A 19463-nucleotide genomic window follows, 5' to 3' on the forward strand; every position below is an offset into this window, starting at 1 on the left:
GGACGGCCGAGAGCAGTGTCCCGCTGGTGGGCGGCTGGGACGGGGGTCGCGCGCGAGTGGTCCCAGTTATGGGGATATAAAGCCCTTCATCCGATATACCGCGCAAATGACCCGTCGGCGCCATACCCCTTTTGCCGTATTAACCGGCAGTCGCCATAGTTGGCCCCATTAATCATCTGTGTTGCCGCCGCAATATGGGGGTAGTTCAGCTATGTGCCGCCATTATGGTGATACAAAGCGCAATTCGCTGCCTTAACTAATTGGGGGGTAGTTAGGTGATTATCTCACCTGAGAACAGGCGGTCCTTGATGCGAAGGATCAACGGCCGGTCCCTGTCCGTGTACATCGGCGCGGCGATGACGGCCGGGGTGCTCATGGCGCCGGCGCTTCCCGCGCAGGCCGACTCGAACCCCGGCACCTCCGAGGACGGCTCCCAGGTCGACTTCGCGTTCCCGTCGGCGCCCGAGGGCGGAGGCGGAGGCGAGGTTCCCGAGAAGAAGCCCAGAAAGGAAGCCCGCAAGCACTACGTCAAGCGCCCGCACAAGCACTACAAGCATCACGCCTACAAGCCCGAGCACGGCAAGACCGACGTCTACGACGTGTACGGCGGGGGCGGCGGCGGAGGCGGCGGCCGCGGGCACCACGGCCACCACCGGCACTACCACAACGGTCATTTCGCCGATGACATCTACCACACGCGGCACATGCGCCGGTTCCACAGCTTCAACGAGGCACGCGAGTCGCTCCGGCGGGACGCGAGGGACTGGTTCCGCCACAAGCCGGAGAAGGCGCACTCGCACGAGGTCCACGTCAAGCACGAGAAGCCCGTCGCAAAGAAAGACGCCGCGCGGAGGGTCGAATAGGGTCCACAGGGACAAGCCCGGGGACACGCCCGGCATCCGGGAACCGGCCGGGCCCACGAGGCCCGGCCGGGCCCCGGCCACCGCGCGGCCGAGGGTCCGGGCGCGGGGCACCGTGAGGGCCTCGTCGCCCACGGCCGGGCGGGCATCACGTCGCGACCGCGTTCACGTCGCGACCGCCTTCATGTCCCGACCGCCTTCATGTCCCGACCTGCACGTCCCGGCGCCGTCCACATCCCGGCGCCGTCCACATCCCGGCGCCGTCCACGTCGCGGCCTTCACGTCCCGGCACCGTTCACGTCCCGGCCGGTCCGCCATGGTGGACCGGCCGGGGGCCGGGCCGGGCGCCGGGGCGTCACGTTCCCATGCCGGGGTCATGGTGACGGCGGCGGGTGACCGGGCAGGACATCCGGGTCAGTGACCCAGGTGGGAGATGCGGTCCTTGAACAGGGTCGTGGCGATGGCCGCCTTGTTGGGCTGGCCGCGCAGGAACGCCTGGGCGAACTTCTTGGCCTGCTGGTACTCCACCTTGCCGGGCATGGGCGGCTCGTTCGGGTCGACGTCGACGTCGAGCAGCGCCGGCCCCGGGTGGGCGAGCGCCTCGGCCACCGCGCCGGCGAGCTCGCCAGGGTCGGTGACCTTGCGGCCGTATCCGCCGCACGAGCGCGCCCACCCGGAGAAGTCCGATGCCGGGGCGCCGAAGCGGACGCCGTGCTCGGGGAACCCGAGGACCATCTGCTCCCACAGGATCTGCCCCAGCGAGCCGTTGTTGTTGACCACGACGGTGATCGGCAGCCCGTACCGCGCGGCGGTGAGGAACTCGGCCATGAGCATCGCGAACCCGCCGTCGCCCACGAAGGCGATCACCTGCCTGTCCGGGTGGGCGTGCTGCATCGCGATGGCGTACGGCAGCCCGGGGGCCATCGAGGCGAGATTGCCCGACAGGTAGAAGCCGCGGTCGCCGCGAATGGTCCAGTGCCGCGCCGCCCAGGTGGCGATGGTGCCCGAGTCGCAGGTCAGGATCGCGTCGTCGGACGCGGCGCGGTCGACGCACGCCACGAGGTACTGCGGGGCGATCGGGTCGCGGCCGGGCGACTCCAGGTCGGCCATCCGCCGCCGCCAGCCGTCCATGGCCTTCTGGTACTTCTCCAGGTGGCCGCGGTCGTGCTTGCGGGTCAGCAGGGGCAGCAGCGCGGCGAGCCCCTCCTTGGCGTCCCCGATCATCGGCACCTCGGTGGGCAGCCGCGCGCCGGCCCGCGCCGGGTCGGCCTCCAGCTGCACCACGCGCACCTTGCCGGGTTCGGGAAGGTGCTTGGTGTAGGGGAAGTTCGTCCCGACCATGAGCAAGGTGTCGCAGTCCTCGACGAGGTCCTCGCCGGGCCGCGTGCCGAGCAGCCCGATGCCGCCGACCGCGTACGGGGAGTCGTCGGGGATGACGGCCTTGCCGGGCAGGGTCTTGATCACCGGTGCGCCGAGGACGTCGGCGACGGCCAGCACCTCCCGGCGGGCGTGCAGGGCCCCCGCCCCGGCCAGGATCGCCACCCGCTCCCCGCGTCGAGCACCTCGGCCGCGGCCCGCAGGTCCTCGGCGCGGGGCACGCCCGGAGGGGCGAGGTAGATCGGTGCGGTGCGGGGCGGGGCGCCCGGGCCCATGTGCTGGTAGGGGTCGGCGTCGGCGTCGGCGACCTGGACGTCGTTGGGCACGGTCAGGTGGGCGACCCCGCGCCGGGCGTAGGCGGTGCGGATCGCGAGGTCGACCACCCCCGGGAGCTGGGCGGGGTTGTCGACGACGAGGTTGTACTCGGCGACGTCGGCGAACACCTGGTCCAGGCGCACCTCCTGCTGGTAGGCGGTGCCGAGGACGCTGGTCTCCTGCATGCCGGTGATGGCCAGGACCGGCTGGTGGTCCAGCTTGGCGTCGTACAGTCCGTTGAGCAGGTGGATGCCGCCGGGCCCGGAGGTCGCCAGGCACACCCCGATGCGGCCGGTGGACTTCGCATGGCCGACCGCCATGAACGCGGCCGCCTCCTCATGGTGGACCAGGACGAACTTGATCCGGTCGGCGTGCCGGCGCAGCCCTTCCATGATGCCGTTGATGCCGTCGCCGGGCAGGCCGTACACCGTGTCGACACCCCAGGCGATCAGCCGTTGGACGAGTACTTCCGAGGCGATCTGCGTCATACCTCGCGGGATGCCCACTATGGGGGCGCTAAACAATGCGGCGCCATTTCATGACCCACGTTTCACCGTAGCGGGGCTCAGGGAGAGGTGGAAGGTCACCGGGGTGAGCAGGACTTCGTGCCGGCCGGGGAGCGCGGGGCCGCACGACGCCGAGCCGATGCCCCGCTGGGCCAGGTCGACGTGCAGGTACAGCACGTCCTCCGGCTCCAGGGACCCCTGGTGCGCGGTGCCCGCCAGGCGCCGCGGCGAGAAGCGGGTCGCGGTGAACCCGAAGCGCGGCTCTCCCGACACCCGGATCCCGCCCTCGGGGCCGCTGGGCTCCACCCAGGCGACGTCGAGCCGCTGCCCGTTCTCCTGGGGCCGGGCGTAGGGGGTGTGCAGGTCGGCGACCGCGGCGGTGTACCTGCCGAACCGGGAGGCCGCCCGGGTGTCGGCGTACGCCTCGCCGGGCCCGCCGCCGAGCCAGGTCACCGAATCCAGCGCGGCGGGCAGCTCGAAGGTCCAGCCCAGCCGGGCGACGGGAAAGGCCCACGCGCCCTGCGGGGTGAGGCTGATCGAGGCGGCGAGGGTGTCCCCGGCGGCGCGCCACCGGTAGCGGGTCAGGACGCCGTCGCGGAGCCCGGCCGCCGCGGTCCTGACGGTGAAGACGACGCCGCCGGGTTCCTCCTGGGCGGAGACGAGCCGGTGGGTGAGCCGGTGCAGGCCGAGCGCCTCCCACATGGCCGCGGTGGTCGCCCCCTCGGGCCGGTGGCCGAGCCGGTCGTTGTCGGTGGGCGCGCGCCACAGCTCCAGCCGGGGGCCGGCGACGGGCATGCCCGCCAGTTCGCGCAGCTCGCCCCGGGTCAGGTCGAAGACGGCGGACCCGAGCCGCAGCAGTCCGCCGGCCTCCCGGACGGGCCGCGCGCCGGCGGGGGTCACGGCGGCCGGGACGGTGGGGACGGGCTCGGGCGAGGGGGCCGGGGCGGGGTCGGGAAGGGGGAGCTGGGTGCGGGCGACCACATGGCCGGCGGGGGCCCAGGAGGTGGCGGCGGACAGCCGGGCGGTCACGGTCAGGAAGCGGTCATCCGAGCCCGCGAGGGCCGCCGCCTCCTCGGGCACGTCGAGTTCGGCACTCTGCCACGGCGCGAGGTCCGGCACGGCGAGCGTCCCCTTGCCCGCCTCGACGCCGCCGGCCTCGACCGTCCAGCCGAACTCCAGGTGGGACAGGCCGATGTGGTCCTGGACGTTGCGCACCCGCAGCCGTGCCGGCCCGGCGGCCTCCACGCGCACGGGCTCGATGACCTTGGCGTACTCCACCATGCCCGGCGAGGGCGTCCGGTCGGCGAACATCAGCCCGTCGCACACGAAGTTGCCGTCGTGCGGCGACTCGCCGAAGTCCCCGCCGTAGGCGAAGATCGGCCTCCCCCGGTCGTCGGCGGCGGCCAGGCCGTGGTCGATGTACTCCCACACGAACCCGCCCATGCACCGGTCACTGGACTCCATCAGCTCGCGGTACGCGAGCAGCCCGCCCGGGCCGTTGCCCATGGCGTGCGCGTACTCGCACAACAGGTACGGCTTACCGCGCCGGGCGGCGTCCTGGGCGAAGTCGGGCAGCGGCGGCTCGGACCGGGCGGCGACGGCGGCGACCGCCTCGGTGGCGGGGTACATCTGCGACCACACGTCGCTGCAGCGGGTCTCCTGGTCCCCCTCGTAGTGGACGGGCCTCGACGGGTCGGCCCGCTTGGCGAAGTCGTACATCGCGGCCAGGCCGGCGCCCGTTCCGGCCTCGTTGCCGAGCGACCACATGACGACGCTCGGATGGTCGCGGTCGCGGGCCACCATGCGGCGCATGCGGTCGACCAGCGCGTCGCGCCACATCGGCTCGGCCGACGGGTTGCCCTGCCAGCCCCCGGCCTCGAAGCCGTGGGTCTCCAGGTCGCACTCGTCGATCACGTACAGCCCGTGGCGGTCGCACAGGTCCAGGAAGTGCGGATGCGGCGGATAGTGCGAGGTGCGCACGGCGTTGACGTTGTGCCGTTTGAGGATGAGCACGTCGTCGAGCATGTCCTGGAAGGTGAGCGCGCGCCCGCGCTCGGGGTGGAACTCGTGCCGGTTGACCCCGCGCAGCAGCACCTCGCGGCCGTTCACCGTGAAGACCCCGCCGTCGACGCCGACGCGGCGGAAGCCGACCGCGACCGCCACCCGCCCGGTCTCGGTGGCGACCACCGCCTCGTACAGCCGCGGCGCCTCGGCGCTCCACGGTTCGACGGGGCCGGCCGGGAGGTCCTCGCCGGTGCGGCCGGACAGGCCGAGTTCGGCGATCTCCACCGTGGCGGGCACGTCGCACTCCACGCGCAGCAGCCCGTGGCCGGTGCCCGGCTCGTAGTCGGCGTGCACCACGACGTCCGACGGAGCCCCGGCGGGCAGCAGTTCGAGGGCGACCGAGCGGAAGATGCCGGAAAGCCACCACATGTCCTGGTCTTCCAGGTAGCTGGCCGCCGACCACTGGTGCACGCGCACCGCCACGACGTTGTCGCCCTCGCGGACGTGGGCGGTGACGTCGAACTCCGCGGGCAGCCGGGACCCGACGACCAGGCCCAGCGGGCCGCCGTTCAGCCACACCGCGGCCGTGGAGTCGACGCCCTCGAAGCGCAGCACGACCCGTCCGCCGGCGGCGACGGCGCCCAGCCAGTCCGCGCCCAGCCGGAACCGCCGCCGGTAGGAGCCGGTGGGGTTGTCGCCGGGCACGTGCGGCGGGTCCACGGGGAAGGGGTACTGGATGTTGGTGTACCAGGGGCGGCCGTAGCCGTGGAGCTGCCAGTGGGCGGGCACGGGCAGCTCGTCCCAGCCGCCGTCGTCGAACCCCGGATCGGCGAACCCGGACGGCGCCTCGCCGGGCCGTGCGGCCCAGTGGAACCGCCAGGGGCCGTCGAGGTCCAGGCGCGGGCCCGGGCAGGCCGGCGCGGTACGCGGGGCCCGGGTGCCGACCGGCGGCCCGGTCCAGGTCAGGTAGGGAGGCGTACCCTCGGGTGACAGATCATCGGAGATCAGGGCGGGCAGGTCGCTCGTCACTGTTGGTCCTCTGGTCGTCGGTCGTCGGCGTGGATGAACCGGTGCACCACGACGCTAACGCCCCGCCTCTCCCCCGCGACACCACCCCGACGGCATGATCACCCCTCAGCCGGGCTCGGGAGTGAGGTGGGCGAGGGCCGTCTCGGCCTGACGCAGGAACAGCACCGCGCCCTGGGCGCCGGCCACGACCATCGCCTGGCGCAGCGGCCGCGACGCCTCCTCCACGGGGCGGCCGCAGGCGTGGAGCGCCAGTGCCCGCAGGTGCAGGTTCCTTGCCTGGAAGGCGCGCTCCCCGGTCTCGGCGGCGATCTCCTCGGCCTCGTCGAGCCGCGCCAGCGCGTCGGCGGCACGCCCGCGCCGCAGCTCCTGCTCGGCCAGCATGCCGAGGAAGCAGGGCCGGTTGAGCGCGGTGCCGGTGCGCGACAGCTCGTCCAGGCCGTACTTCAGGCGCGTGATGCCCTCCTCGGCGTCCGCGGGTTCGGCGAGCTCGGCCTCCGCCCAGCCGGCCAGGATGGTCCCCATCACGCTGATCGGGGTGATGGAGTAGCGGCTGACCCGGTCGAGGGCGGCGGTGGCGTGCCGCCAGGTCAGGTGGGCGTCCCCGCGCAGCCAGGCGAGCCGCGCGGCGAAGATCGAAGTGAGGCCCTCGGGCACCGGGCTGTCCAGGGCGGCGGCCCGCTCGCGCGCCTCCTGGTCCAGGAGATCGGCCTCGGCGTCGTCCCCGCGCAGCGCGGCCGACAGCGCGGCGATGGATCGGCCGTGAACGCGCGGGTCGTTGAACCGCAGGACGGCCGCCACCTCCCCCGCGCGGTCGGCCAGGCCGACGCTGGAGGCCAGCAGCTTGCTCGCCAGGTGCTGGTCCCCGCGGAAGAAGGTGATCATGCCCCGGCCGTGCACGGCGGCGAGCGCGGCCAGCGCGTCCTCGGTGTGCTCGGCGAGGCTGAGGGCGACGCGTTCGGCCTCGTCAAGCCGGCCGCCGTTGATCGCCGCCACGCACAGTCCCCAGGCGGCCGGCACCCACTGCGCGCTCGGCAGCGCGCTGCGCGCGGTCAGGTCGCGGGCGCGCAGGAACGCCGCGCGGGCCGGCTCGCTGGCGTACCCGTGCCGGCGGGCGAGCAGCGCGCCGAGGCGCACCTGGATGCGCAGTTCCTGGTCGACGCGCTCCTGCTCGCCGGGCAGCGCCCGGGCGAGCAGCAGGGCGCGTTGCAGCAGCGTCTCGGCGTGCTCGTGGGCGAGGGAGCCCTGCGCGCGCCGCGCCGCGGCGAAGACGTGCGGAAGCGCGACCGCGGGGCCGGTCACCGGCCACGCCTCCCACAGGTGGTGGGCGATCTCGTCGACGTCCGCGCCGGACCGCAGCAGCGCGAGCCCGATCTTCTCGTGCAGCCGCGCCCGCCTCACCTGGCCGAGCTCGGCGTACACGGCCTCCCTGACCAGAGGGTGGGCGAAGCGGTAGCGGCCGACGGCGGAGGGGTCCTCCACGAGCAGGCCGGTGACGACGGCGCTCTCCAGGCTCTCCAGCAGGCGCTCCTCGTCCAGCCCGGTGACGGTGGCGAGCGGCGCCATGCCGAACTCCTGCCCGGCGACGGCGGCGATCGACAGCGTCTCCCGCGCGGAGTCGGGCAGCCGGTGCCGGCGGCGGCGGATGACGTCCCGCACCCCCGCCGGGATCTCGCGCTCCAGCCGGGTGCGGATGTCCTGGTCGCTGAGGGCGCGTTCGCTGCGCAGCATGCGGGTGAGCTCGGTGACGAAGAACGGGTTGCCGCCGGTGCGCTCGTGCAGGACGGCCGGCAGCTCGGAGGGGACGGCGCCCTCGGTGCAGTTCTTCACCAGCATGGCGACGTCGTCCACGTCCAGCGGGCCGAGCTGCAACCTGCGCGTGCGCCGCTCCCTGACCAGGGAAGCCAGCAGGTCGGCGACCGGCGGGTCGTGCCGGTCGTCGCGCAGCGTGGCCACCAGCAGCACCGGCGAGCGCCACAGCTCGGCGGCGAGGTAGGCGGTGAGCTGGATGGAGGGCGGGTCGGCCCAGTGAAGATCCTCGAACACCAGCGTGAGCGGCCGCAGGGCGGCCAGCCGGACCACGACGCGGGCGATGGCGTCGTAGATGGGGACGCGGATGTGCTCGGCGGAAAGGCCCCGCAGGTGCGGGTCGGCGGGGACGGGCGCCTCCAGCAGCGCCGGGATCAGCGGGGCGAGCAGCGTGGTGTGCGGGCGGGCCGCCTCGGCGAACGCCTCGGGCAGCTCCTCCGCCAGCCGCCGGAGCAGTTGCACCCCCAGCCAGTACGGGGGCGTCGCCGCGTCCTCGACGGCGCGGCTCCACACGACGAGGGATCCGTGGGTGTCCGCCCGTTCGGCGACCGCCTCGGCCAGCCGGGTCTTGCCGATGCCCGGCTCGCCGACCAGCAGCAGCGTGCGCCCTTCCCCGTCGAGCGCGCCCTTGAGGTCGGACTCGGCGAGGCTGAGCTCCAGGCCGCGGCCGATGAGCTGTTCCGCGGGCGGGGCGGCGACGCGTTCCGGCAGGGTCACCGGGGCGAGGACGGGGACCTCGGGGTCCAGGGAGGCGGACTGGCTGAGGATCTCGTCGAACCGGCGGCGCAGCGCCGGGCCGGGATCGATGCCGAACTGGTCCGCCAGCGCCAGCCGCACCTGGTGGAAGGCGTCCAGGGCCTCCGACTGGCGCCCGGCCCGGTAGAGGGCCAGCATGCGCAGCGCCACGAGGCTCTCGCGCAGCGGGTGGTCGGCGGTCAGCCTCTCCAGGGCCTCCAGCACCTCGTGGTGCAGCCCGAGGGCCAGCAGGCTCTCGGCGTGCGTCTCCATCGCGATCAGGCGCAGGTCGCCCAGCCGCTCGCCCTCCTGGCGGGCGAAGGCGTACTCGGCGAGGTTCTCGTACGGCGTGCCCCGCCACAGGGCGAGCGCCCCTTCCAGGACGGTGCGGGCGTCCCATGGCCAGCTCCTGCCCAGCAGCTTCCTGCCCTGCCTGACGGCGTCCTCGAAGACCAGCGCGTCGAGCTGTTCGCGGGCGACGGCCAGCATGTACCCGGGCGGCTGGGTGAGGATGACGCGGGGAGGCTCGCGGGGCACCCTGGACGGCTCGACGATGGTGCGCAGGTTGGACACGTACGCCTGCACGGTGCCGGTCGCGGTCGGAGGCGGCGAGCACTCCCACAGCTCTTCGATGATGCGGTCGAGGGACATCACCTGGCCCGCGCGGGTGAGGAGCACCGCGAGGACGGCCCGCTGTTTCCGGGGGCCGAGCGGCACCGGCCGGCCCTCCTCGGAGACCTCGAGCTGTCCAAGGACACGGAACTCCATCGAACCCCCTTGACCGGCCTTATCCGTTCACGTCATGCATAGGCCGTCCGCGCCGCCGGGACAAGCGGATATACGGTCATCGATCCGGCACGGCTCCGTTCATGGCATCACGGCCTCCATGGCACCACGATCCCGACGAACGGCACTAATCACTTACTAAAAATTTCAAGCGTCCTACAAGGCCCGCCCAGCAGGCTCGGGAGCCGGCGCACCAAGCGCCCCTCGGGGGGAACACGGGGATGACCGACACTACGGAGGAAGGCTGTGAGCGGGGCACAGATGCAGATGACCCGGATCGCAGGGGGCGAACCGGAGTCGTCGCTGCGAGCCGGGGAAAGCTCGTTGCACACCGACGGCGACCTGCGCACCGGCCGCCGATGGTTCGAGGCGGCCTACCGGGCCGCGCAATGCCGCGGCGACGGGGACGCGATGGCCCGCGCCGCGCTCGGGCTCGGCGGCCTCTGGGTGCACGAGCACCGCACGGCCGCCGACGCGGCGAACGTCCGGGTGCGCCAGCGGCACGCGCTGGCGCTCGCCGACCCGGCCTCCTCGCCCGCGCTGCGGCTGCGGGCCAGGCTGACCGGCGAGGACGACTACCGCACCGGCGGGCACGCCGCGATCCTCACCGTCGTCGCGCAGGCCAGGCAGGCGGGCGACCCGGTGGCGCTCGCCGAGGCGCTGAGCCTGGCCCACCACTGCGTCCTCGGCCCCGGCCACGAGGCGCTGCGGCGGCGCCTGGCCCAGGAGCTGATCGAGGTCGCCTCGGTCACCGGCCGGCACGGGGACCTGCTGATGGGACTGCTGTGGCGCACGGTCGACGCCTTCGCCGAGGCCGACCCGCATGTCGAGCGGCGCCTGCGGGAGCTGCGCGCCCTGCTCGAACAGCACGACCACCTGGCCGTCTCGTTCGTGGTCAGGGCGATGGAGGTGATGCTGAGCATCCGCGCCGGCCGGTTCGCCGAGGCCGAGACCCTCGCCGCCGCGTGCGCGGCCCGGGGCGCCGAGGCCGGTGACATCGACGCGCTGGGCTGGCACCGGGCGCAGCTCGGCACCATCCGCTGGTACCAGGGCCGGGCGGCCGAGCTGGTCGGGGTGCTGACGGACCTGGCCGGCTCCCCCGAGCTGAGCGCGATGGACAACTCCACGTTCGCGGGCCTCGCGGTCGCGGCCGCCTCGGCGGGCGACCGGCACCTCGCGGCCGCCATGCTCGCCCGCCTGTGCGGCCAGGACCTGGCCGACCTGCCGCGCTCCAGCAGCTGGCTGATGGCCATGTACGGGGTCGTCGAGGCGGCGCACCTGCTCGCCGACACCCGGCTGTCCGCCCAGGCGTACACCCTGCTGGCGCCGTTCGCCCACCTGCCGGTGGTCGTCAGCCTGGGAGCGGCCTGCCTCGGGTCGGTGCACCACTGCCTCGGAGTCGCCTCGCTCACCGTCGGCGACCTCGACCGGGCCGTGGAGCACCTGCGGGCCGCCGTCCAGGGCAACCTGGCCATCGGGCACCGGCCGGCGGTCGTGCTGTCCCGGGCGCGGCTCGGGCAGGCGCTCGCGCTGCGCCACGGGCCCCGTGACGAGGCCGCGCGCCGGCAGCTCGCCCTGGCCGCCCAGGAAGCGGCCGCGCTCGGCATGAGCGTGCCCGGCGGCGGGCCCGGCACGACCGCCCGTCCCTCCGCCGGCGGGCGGCGCGCGACGGGCGCCGTGTGCCGGCGGCGCGGTGAGCAGTGGCTGGTCGAGCTCGGCGGCCGGACCGCGGTCGTGGACCACGGCGTCGGCATGAGTCACCTGGCCGTCCTGATCGCCAACCCGGGCTACGAGGTCCCCGCCGTCGACCTGGCCGCGGGCCCCCGTTCCCGGGACGCCGGCACGGCGTGGTCGTCCGGCCAGCCGGTGCTGGACGAGGCGGCCAGGCGCACCTACAAGGAGCGCCTGTCACGCCTTGAGGCGGAGATCGAGGAGCACGAGGCGATGAACGACCACGAGCGCGCCGCCGCCTCGCGCGCCGAGCGCGACTGGCTGGTCGCCGAGCTCGCCGCCGCCGCCGGCCTGGCCGGCCGCGCCCGCGAGTTCGCCGGCGGCGAGGAACGCGCCCGGATCGCCGTCGGCAAGGCCATCCGCCGCGCCCTCAACCGCATCACCGAGGCCGACCCCGTCCTCGGCGGCCAGCTCCGCGCCACCGTCCACACCGGCCTTCTCTGCTCCTACAACCCCGGATAGCCGCGCGTCCGCGCACCTCAAAGGGCCGGTCCCCTCCAGGGACCGGCCCTTTCCCGCGCCTTGCCCCCTCCTCCCGCCCGCCGTCTCGTGGCGGGCGGGGGGCGGGGCGACGGTCAGCGGGTGAGGAGGGCCGAGGGCTCGGCGCGCAGGGAGCGCGGGCCCAGCCGGAGCGCGGCGGTGAACGCCTCGCCCACGGCGCGGGCCGCGGCCGCCGGGACCTGGTCGGGCCGGTGGGCCAGGCGCACCTCGCAGCCGCCGCCGTCGTCCGGCCACACCCCGGTGACCAGGTCGCAGGTGGCGTCCACGGCCTCGGGACGGCGGAACTCGGCGGCGCACCCGGCCAGCCGCAGCCTCGGCTGCCGGTCGTGCAGGCTGAACATGACCCGGTACAGCGGGTTCGACATGCCTTCCCGCACCGGGTTGACCAGCTCCACGACCTCGCTGAACGGCACGTCGGCCGCGGCCAGCGCGGCCCCGGCGGCGTCCCTGGCCTGCCCGATCAGCGTGCCCGCGTCGCCCGCGAGACCGGGGCGCAGCCGCACGCAGACCGTGTCGATCAGGCAGGTCAGGGCGTCCTTGAGCACCGGCCCGCCGCGCCGCGCCACCGGGGTGCCGACGGTCAGATCGCCCTCGCCGGTGACCCGGTACAGGACGTCGGCGTACGCGGCGAGCAGCACCGCGAACCTGGTGGCGCCGTGGGCGCGGGCGGCGCGGTCCCACACGGCCAGCTCCTCGGCGGTGACCCGCCAGGACAGCCCGCCCGTCGCCTGGCGCTCGTCCGCGAGCAGGTCGAAGGCCACGGGGACCCGCGGCACCGCCGGCCGGGGCAGGCCGCGCAGGGCCGAGCGCCAGTACTCGCGCTGGACCGCCAGGTCCGCCTGCCGGAGCTGCCGCCGGTACTCGGTGACCACCTCCGCCAGCGTCGGAGCGGCGCCCCGCCCGGAAGGCCGGTCCACGCCGGACCGCCCGTCCCCGGGCCGGGCGCCCTGAGACGGTTCCACCTCGGCGTGCCCGTCCCGTGAGCGGCCTGCCTGAGACGGGTCCGCGCCGGGCCGTCCGTGCTCGCCGAGCCGGGAGCGGTAGGCGGCCGACAGGTCGGCGCACAGGACCTCCTGCGACCATTCGTCGAAGGCGACGTGGTGCACCGCCAGCCCGAACAGCGTGCGCCCGGAGCCGGCGGCGCGCACCAGCCCCGCGCGCCACACCTCGCCCTCCGCCAGGTCCAAGGGGCGGGAGAGCGCCGCGTCCAGCGTCCGCCAGGCCGCCTCCTCGTACAGCTCGTCGGGCAGCACCCGCCACTCCGTGGACGCCGCGCCGGTCACGACCGCCACCGCGTCGTCGTCGAAGACGTACCGCGCTCGCAGCGCCTCGTGCCGTGCGGTCACGTCCCGCACCGCGCCCGCGAGGGCCCGCTCGTCCACCGGCCCGTCCAGCCACCACGCCATCCGGCACAGGCCGGACACGTCGCCGGGGTCGATGAGGTGCCTGAGCAGGAAGCCGACCTGCATCGGCATCAGCGGCACGCGCGCCGGGTCCACCGCCTCCTCCGGGACGTCCTCGGCCGCCGCGGCGACGGGCCGCTCCAGCCACCCGGCGAGCGCGTCCACCTCGGGGGTGCGGAACAGCTGCGATATCGGCACGGCCGTGCCGAACCGGGCCTCCACCCGCGTGCACAGCCGCATCGCGTCCAGCGAGTCGCCGCCCAGGGCGAAGAACGGGACGTCCCCCGGCACGTGCGCGACCCCGAGCACCTCGGCGTACACGGCGGCCAGCTCGGCACGCAGGGACCCCTGCCCGGCGACGCCCGCCGCCGCCTCCGGCGCGCCGCCCCCGGCCGGCGGGCCCGGGCGGCGGACGGCGGAGGTCATGGCCAGCAGGGCCGGCTGGTCCAGCTTGCCGGTCGGGGTGAGCGGGATGTGCCGCACCTCGCGCACCTCGTCCGGCACCAGGTAGCCGGGCAGCCGGCGGCGCAGCAGCGCCGTCAGGCCCGCGGGGTCGACGCCCGCGCCGGCCGCGGAGCGGTAGAACAGGACCAGGCGGCGGAAGGTCCCGTCCTCCTCGACCGGCACGGCGGCGCACCAGCCCACCCCGGCCACCTCGCCGGCGGCGCGCTCGATCTCGCCCGGCTCGATCCGGTTGCCGCGGATCTTCACCTGGCGGTCCGCACGGCCGGCGAAGTGCAGCAGGCCCGTGTCGGACCAGTGGCCGAGGTCGCCGGTGCGGTAGACCCGCGTGGGGACGCCGTCGAGGTCCACGGTGGTGAACCTGCGCGAGGTCAGCCCGGGGTCGCCGAGGTACTCCACCGCCAGGCCGTCGCCGGCGATGCAGATCTCCCCCCGCTCCCCCACCGCGCAGGGACGGTCGTCGCCGGAGAGGACGTGCACCGCGGTGTTGGCCACCGGACGGCCGATCGGCACCTGCGCGTGCGCGCCGAGGTCGTCCAGGGTGATCGGGTGCGTCGTGGCGAAGATCGTGCTCTCGACCGGCCCGTACGCGTTGACCAGCCGGATCCCGGGATGGCGCGTGAGGAAGCGCCGCACGTGCGAGACCGACAGACGCTCCCCGCCGGTCATCACCTGCCGCACTCCCTCGAACGCCGCCGGGTCCTCATCGACGTACAGGTTGAACAGCGAGGCGGTCAGCCACAGGGTGTCGACGCCGTGCCGGGCGACCATCTCGCGCAGCCGCCCGGGCAGCAGATGCTCGCCGTGGACGAGCACCGAGGTCCCGCCGTTCATCAGCGTGCTCCACAGCTCCAGGTTGAAGGCGTCCCACGGCAGCGGGGCCGCCTGGGGCATCACCGTGTGCGCGCCGAAGTCGGCGAACGCGCAGTCCTGGAACAGGCGGACGGTGCCGCGGTGCGGTGACACGACGCCTTTGGGGGCGCCGGTCGTGCCGGAGGTGAAGAAGATGGACGCGGGCGCGTCCCCCGCCACGGCGACCGGCTCGTGCGCCCGCGCCGTGGCGGCCACCTCCGCCAGGTCGGCCGCCGGGGGCGACCACACCGGCACCGGCCAGCCTTCGCCGCCGTCCCCGGTGCCCTCGGCCCGGGAGCCGTCGGCCCGGGAGCCGTCGGACCGGGACCCGGCGGCCCGCGGGCCGCCGGCCTCGTCACCGTCCGGGCCAGCCGGACCCGCCGGGTCCGGGCGGTCGGTGACGACGATGGAGCCGCACTGCCGGGCCAGGGCGGTGAGGCGGGCGGCCGGCCAGCGGGGATCCAGCGCGGCGTACGCGGCGCCGCGCTTGAGGACGGCCAGCAGCACCGCCACCAGCCGCGCCGACCGGGGGAGCACGACCGGGACCGTCATCCCCGGCCCCACCCCCGCCTCGGCCAGGCGCACGGCGTACTCCTCCGACGCCGCGTCCAGCGCGCCGTAGGTCACCCGCACCTCGCCGTCGACCAGCGCGACGGCGCCGGGCCGCCGGGCCGCCTGTTCCCGGACCAGTTCGTGGATGGTGTCCACGCGGTACGGCAGCGCCGTCGCGTTCCATCGTGGATCCGGTCTCATGTCAGCTTCCCCATCCTTCCTGGCAGGTGCCGAGCAGCGTGCGCAGCCGCTCGGCGAGCACGGCGACGGCCGGGGGCCGCATGACCGAGTGGTGGTCGCCGGGGACGAGTTCGACGCTGAGCCGCGCGCCGGCGAGCCCGGTCCAGCCGAACGCGGCGTCCTGCCCGGCGTCGAGCTCGCGCACCGGCCGGTAGAGCACCACGGGATGGTCGAGGGTCTCTCCGGGGGTGAAGGCGCGCAGGTAGTCGTGCACCGCCAGGATGTTGTTCTTGTAGACCCGCAACAGCCAGCCCAGTTGCTCCGGCCCGGCGTCGGCCGGCAGCACGTCGTGGCGCCGGGCGAGGTCGAGCAGGTGCGCGAGCCGCTGCTCCTCGGTCAGCTCGGCCAGGTCGGCGCGGGTGTCCTCGATGCCGAAGTGCCAGGCGAACCGCTTGAGCAGCGTCGTGTCGTCCAGGTCCGCGCCCGGGCCGCCCGCGGCCTCCTCCGCGCGCAGGCCCGCGGCGGCGGTGGCCGGGGACTCGCTGTCGATGAGCACCAGCACGCCGGTGCGCTGACCCTGGGCGCGCAGCACGCGGGTCATCTCGAAGGCGATGATCCCGCCCAGGCACCACCCGCCGATCAGGTACGGCCCCTCCGGCTGGATCCGGCGCATGCACTCGACGTACCGGGTGGCCATCTCCGTCAGGTCCGGCAGGGGCTCCTGGACCCCGTCCAGGCCGAGCGACTGCATGCCGTGGAACGGCTGGTCGGCGCCCAGGTTGCGGGCCAGGTCCAGGTAGCCCAGCGTGGTGCCGCCGCCCGCGTGGACGCAGAAGAACGGCCTGCGCGCGCCGAGCGCCTGGATCGGCACGGCGATCGGGTCCCGGGTGACCGGGCCGGCGCCGCCATCGCCGTCCCCGGCGATCCCGGCGTCCTGCCCGGCTGTACGGATGAGGCGGGCCATCGCCGCCACCGTGCCGTCGGTGAACAGGGACGCGAGCGGAAGGTTGTGCCCGGTCCGCCGGCGGATCTGCGCGATGAGCCGCACGGCCAGCAACGAGTTGCCGCCCGCCTCGAAGAAGTCGTCGGTCACGCCGAGCGGGCGGGTGCGCAGCGTGTCCCGCCAGATGGCGAGCAGGCGCGCCTCCTCCTCGTCCCGGGGCTCCACGACCTGCCGTTCCCGCGCACCGGCCACGGGCGCCCTGGCGAGCAGGGCCGCCCGGTCGACCTTGCCGTTCGGCGTGAGCGGCAGCGCGTCCATCGTCTCCACCGTGGCGGGGACCATGTGGTCGGGCAGGCGTTCGAGCAGGAACTCCCGAAGGCCCGGTACCTCGCCGGGGCCGTCGGCGCCGCAGGCGCGGCGGACGACGACGTAGGCGGCGAGCTGCCGGTCGCCCGCGGCGTCCTCGCGGGCCAGCACGGCGACGTCGCGGACCCGCGGATGCGTGCGGACCACGGCCTCGACCTCGGCCGGCTCCACGCGGAACCCGCGCACCTTGACCTGGTCGTCGACCCGGCCGAGGAACTCGTGCGCGCCGCCGGGCAGCCGCCGCACCCGGTCGCCCGTGCGGTACATCCGCCCGTCCGGGTCTCCGCCGGAGTGGTCGGGCAGGAAGCGTTCGGCGGTGAGGCCGGGCCGGTTGAGGTAGCCGCGCGCCACCTGCGGCCCCGCGATGTACGCCTCGCCCGGCACCCAGTCGGGGACCGGGGTGAGCGACGGGTCGAGCACCAGCACCCTGGTCCGGCCGAGGGGACGGCCGATGGGCACGGTCCGGCACCGCGGGTCCATGCCGTCCGCGGTGACGGCGTGCGTGGTCGCGCCGACGGTCGTCTCGGTCGGGCCGTAGTGGTTGACCACCGCGCAGGACGGCGCGAGCGACTCCACGCGGTCGACCAGGTCCGGCTGGCAGGGTTCGCCGCCGAGCACCAGCGCCGCGCGGGGCAGCAGGTCGCTCGGCCGGGTCGCCGCGTCCAGCAGGGCGCGCAGGTGGGACGGGACGATCTTCATGCGGTCGACCGGCTCGCGCCGCAGGTAGGCGGCGAGCCCGTCGGGGTCCGAGGCGCGGTCCTTGGTGATCAGGTGGAGCGTCCCGCCGTTGCAGAGGGCGTGGAACAGCGCCGTGTTGCCCAGGTCGGAGGCCAGCGACGAGACCATGGCGAAGCCGCCTGCCACGGGCGCTCCGAGCGCGGCGGTCAGCCCGGCCACGTAGTGCGCGAGCTGGTCGTGCTCGATGACCACGCCCTTGGGCGTCCCCGTCGTCCCCGAGGTGTAGATCACGTACGCGGGGCCGTGCCGCTCGGGCCGCGGCAGGGAACGGTCCGGAGCCGCCGCGCCCGGGGCGTGCGGCAGGTCCAGGTGGACGGCGCGGGCGCCCGCGGGGAGCCGGGAGGCCAGGTGGGCCTGGGTGAGCACCGGTCCCGCGCCGATGTCGTCGAGCAGGAAGGCCAGCCGCTTGGCCGGCGTCACCGGCTCGACGGGCACGTACGCGGCGCCCGCGAGCAGGATGCCGAGCACGCCGGCGATGGCGTCGAGGCCCCGGTCGGCGAACAGCGGCACCAGGTCGCCGGGCAGCACACCGGCGTCCGCGAGCCGGGCGGCGACCCGCCGGGCGTGGTCGCGCAGTTCGGCGTAGGTGAGGCGCTCCTCCTCGCAGACCACGGCGACGGCGTCCGGCCTGGTGGCGGCGTGCCGCTCGAACAGCTCGTGCACCAGCTCGGGATCACCGGCGACGCGCGCCGCCGACGGCTCGCGCGCCGGGCCGGGGTCCGCGCCGGCGTGCCGCCGCGACGGCCGTTCCGCGAGCGCGGTATCGCCGCCGTCCACGGTACCGACGGCGGTGCCGGTGCCGGTGGCCTCGCCGGTCAGGCGCAGCAGGCCGACGGGGGTCCCGGGCTCCGCGCTCGCGTGGGCGATGAGGGCGGTGAGGGCCGCCCCGAGCCCGGCGACGTCCGCGCGGTCGTACCGCCGAGGGCAGTGGTGCAGGGTCAGGCGCACGGTCCCCGTCGGCTCCACACAGCGGAGCTCCAGCGGGTGACGGCCGGGCCCCTGGTCGATCGCCGCGATCGTGAAACCGGGCTCTCCCGCGGACGGCGTCGTGACGGCCTGGTAGGCGAACCCCACGGGGTGGGCCGGGGACGCCGTCTCACCGGCCGGGCCCGCGGGATCGGTCCGCCCGCCCGCGCGCCCGGCCGTCTCCGTGAGCCCGCCCACCGGCGCCGGCGTCCCGCCAGGGCCGTCCGCCGGAGCGGCCTGTCCTGAGGGCGTGGCGCCCGAGAGGCCGGACGGGCGTGGCGCGGCGTCCAGACGGGCGGTCTCGCGGGCCAGATCCGAGAAGGCGAGGGTCTCCGGCACCTCCAGGGTCAGGGGCGCGTCGTGGGTCAGCGGCCCGACCACGTCGCGCGCCTCGGTGGTGTCGCGGCCGTCCGCGGCCACGGTCAGGACCATCGACTGCTGCCGCGTGTAGCGGTAGAGGGTCGCGGCCCAGGAGGCGGCGAGCAGCGCCCGCGCGGGGACCTCCAGCCGCTCGGCGGCCAGGCGCGCCCGGCTCCACGCCGCCGCGCCGATCTCCACGGCCACCTCGCCGGTCCCGGGAGCGCCCACGGGGTCCGGGACCGCCACCGTCCGCAGGAAAGGCAGCCGGGGCGGGCCCGCCGCCGCGGGAGCGGCGCCGGCCTCGGGAGGCGAAGGCAGGTCGTTCAGCCACTCCGACAGGTCCGCGTACTGCCAGCGGTCGGCGGCGTCGGAGAGGGGCTCGCCGCGGTACAGAGCGGCGAGCTCGTGGACCAGACGCTCCATGGCTGGGCCGTCGGCGCACAGGAGCGGTAATCGCAGCAGCAACGTGTGCCGCCGCGCGCTCTCCCGGCGCACGGCCACCGACAGCAGACCGCCGGCCGTCAGGTCGAGCGGCCGCCCCGCCCAGCGGGCCACGGGGTCGTCCCCGTCCGGCACGGTCCCCGCCCACGGGGCCGAGGGGTCATCGTCTCCGCCCGGCGCGGTCCCGGACCGGAGCGCCATGGCGTCGTCGTGCTCGTCCGCAAGGGGGGCGGCCGGGGGGAGGTCCTCCAGCGGGACGCCGGCCGTGGCACTGATCACCTGTACCGGCAGGGTCAGCCCGGGAACGGCGTGGAACCCGGTCCGCAGGATCTCGTGCCGGCGTACGAGCTCGGCGATCGCCCGGCGCAGGACGCCGCGGTCGAGGTCGCCGTCGATCCGCACGGCGCAGACGATCGACGGCGCGGGCGCGCCCTCGCCGCCCGCCCGTACCCAGGTGTCGCGCTGCTGCGGCGACAGCGGGAAGCCCTCCAGCGCCTCGAACGCCTCGGACGCCTCGAATGACGTGGTCACTTCGTCTCCTCCTGCACGG

8 protein-coding genes are annotated in these 19463 nt (G+C 75.2%); 2 read left to right on the plus strand and 6 right to left on the minus strand.

Annotation, left to right across the window (positions count from 1 at the left end; translation table 11 throughout):
• The first annotated feature begins 308 nt into the window (after nucleotides 1–308).
• Complete coding sequence (locus ABZT47_RS05445; protein ID WP_354836457.1) at nucleotides 309–863, plus strand: hypothetical protein; 555 nt, start codon at nucleotides 309–311, stop codon at nucleotides 861–863.
• 411 nt (nucleotides 864–1274) lie between these two features.
• Here ABZT47_RS05445 and ABZT47_RS05450 read toward each other — a convergent pair whose 3' ends face one another.
• The 4 genes from ABZT47_RS05450 to ABZT47_RS05465 all read right to left on the minus strand — a co-directional run bounded on the left by ABZT47_RS05450 (nucleotide 1275) and on the right by ABZT47_RS05465 (nucleotide 9400).
• Nucleotides 1275–2402 carry a thiamine pyrophosphate-dependent enzyme gene (locus tag ABZT47_RS05450; protein WP_354836459.1) on the minus strand — a complete coding sequence of 376 codons (1128 nt, stop codon included), beginning with the start codon at nucleotides 2400–2402 and terminating at the stop codon, nucleotides 1275–1277.
• A complete protein-coding gene (locus ABZT47_RS05455; RefSeq protein WP_354836461.1) occupies nucleotides 2321–3040 on the minus strand; it encodes a thiamine pyrophosphate-binding protein in 720 nt (239 codons plus the stop codon). The genes ABZT47_RS05450 and ABZT47_RS05455 overlap by 82 nt, the downstream gene beginning before the upstream one ends.
• 48 nt (nucleotides 3041–3088) lie before the next feature.
• Nucleotides 3089–6091 carry a glycoside hydrolase family 2 TIM barrel-domain containing protein gene (locus tag ABZT47_RS05460; protein ID WP_354836463.1) on the minus strand — a complete coding sequence of 1001 codons (3003 nt, stop codon included), beginning with the start codon at nucleotides 6089–6091 and terminating at the stop codon, nucleotides 3089–3091.
• A 105-nt stretch (nucleotides 6092–6196) separates the two neighbouring features.
• Nucleotides 6197–9400, minus strand: coding sequence for a BTAD domain-containing putative transcriptional regulator (locus tag ABZT47_RS05465; RefSeq protein ID WP_354836465.1), 3204 nt, complete (start codon nucleotides 9398–9400; stop codon nucleotides 6197–6199).
• A gap of 264 nt (nucleotides 9401–9664) precedes the next feature.
• On the opposite strand from ABZT47_RS05465, the gene ABZT47_RS05470 reads away from it, so the two are divergent.
• A complete protein-coding gene (locus tag ABZT47_RS05470; RefSeq protein WP_354836467.1) occupies nucleotides 9665–11611 on the plus strand; it encodes a hypothetical protein in 1947 nt (648 codons plus the stop codon).
• A 113-nt stretch (nucleotides 11612–11724) separates the two neighbouring features.
• Here the strand turns inward: ABZT47_RS05470 and ABZT47_RS05475 are convergent, their stop codons facing one another.
• Nucleotides 11725–15120 carry an amino acid adenylation domain-containing protein gene (locus ABZT47_RS05475; protein ID WP_354836469.1) on the minus strand — a complete coding sequence of 1132 codons (3396 nt, stop codon included), beginning with the start codon at nucleotides 15118–15120 and terminating at the stop codon, nucleotides 11725–11727.
• A gap of 1 nt (nucleotide 15121) precedes the next feature.
• Nucleotides 15122–19444, minus strand: a complete 4323-nt coding sequence (locus ABZT47_RS05480) for an amino acid adenylation domain-containing protein (RefSeq protein ID WP_354836471.1) — start codon at nucleotides 19442–19444, stop codon at nucleotides 15122–15124.
• Nucleotides 19445–19463: the final 19 nt, after the last annotated feature.

It is taken from the genome of Sphaerisporangium sp. NPDC005289 (genome assembly GCF_040607455.1).
Classification (GTDB): Bacteria; Actinomycetota; Actinomycetes; order Streptosporangiales; family Streptosporangiaceae; genus Sphaerisporangium; species Sphaerisporangium rhizosphaerae.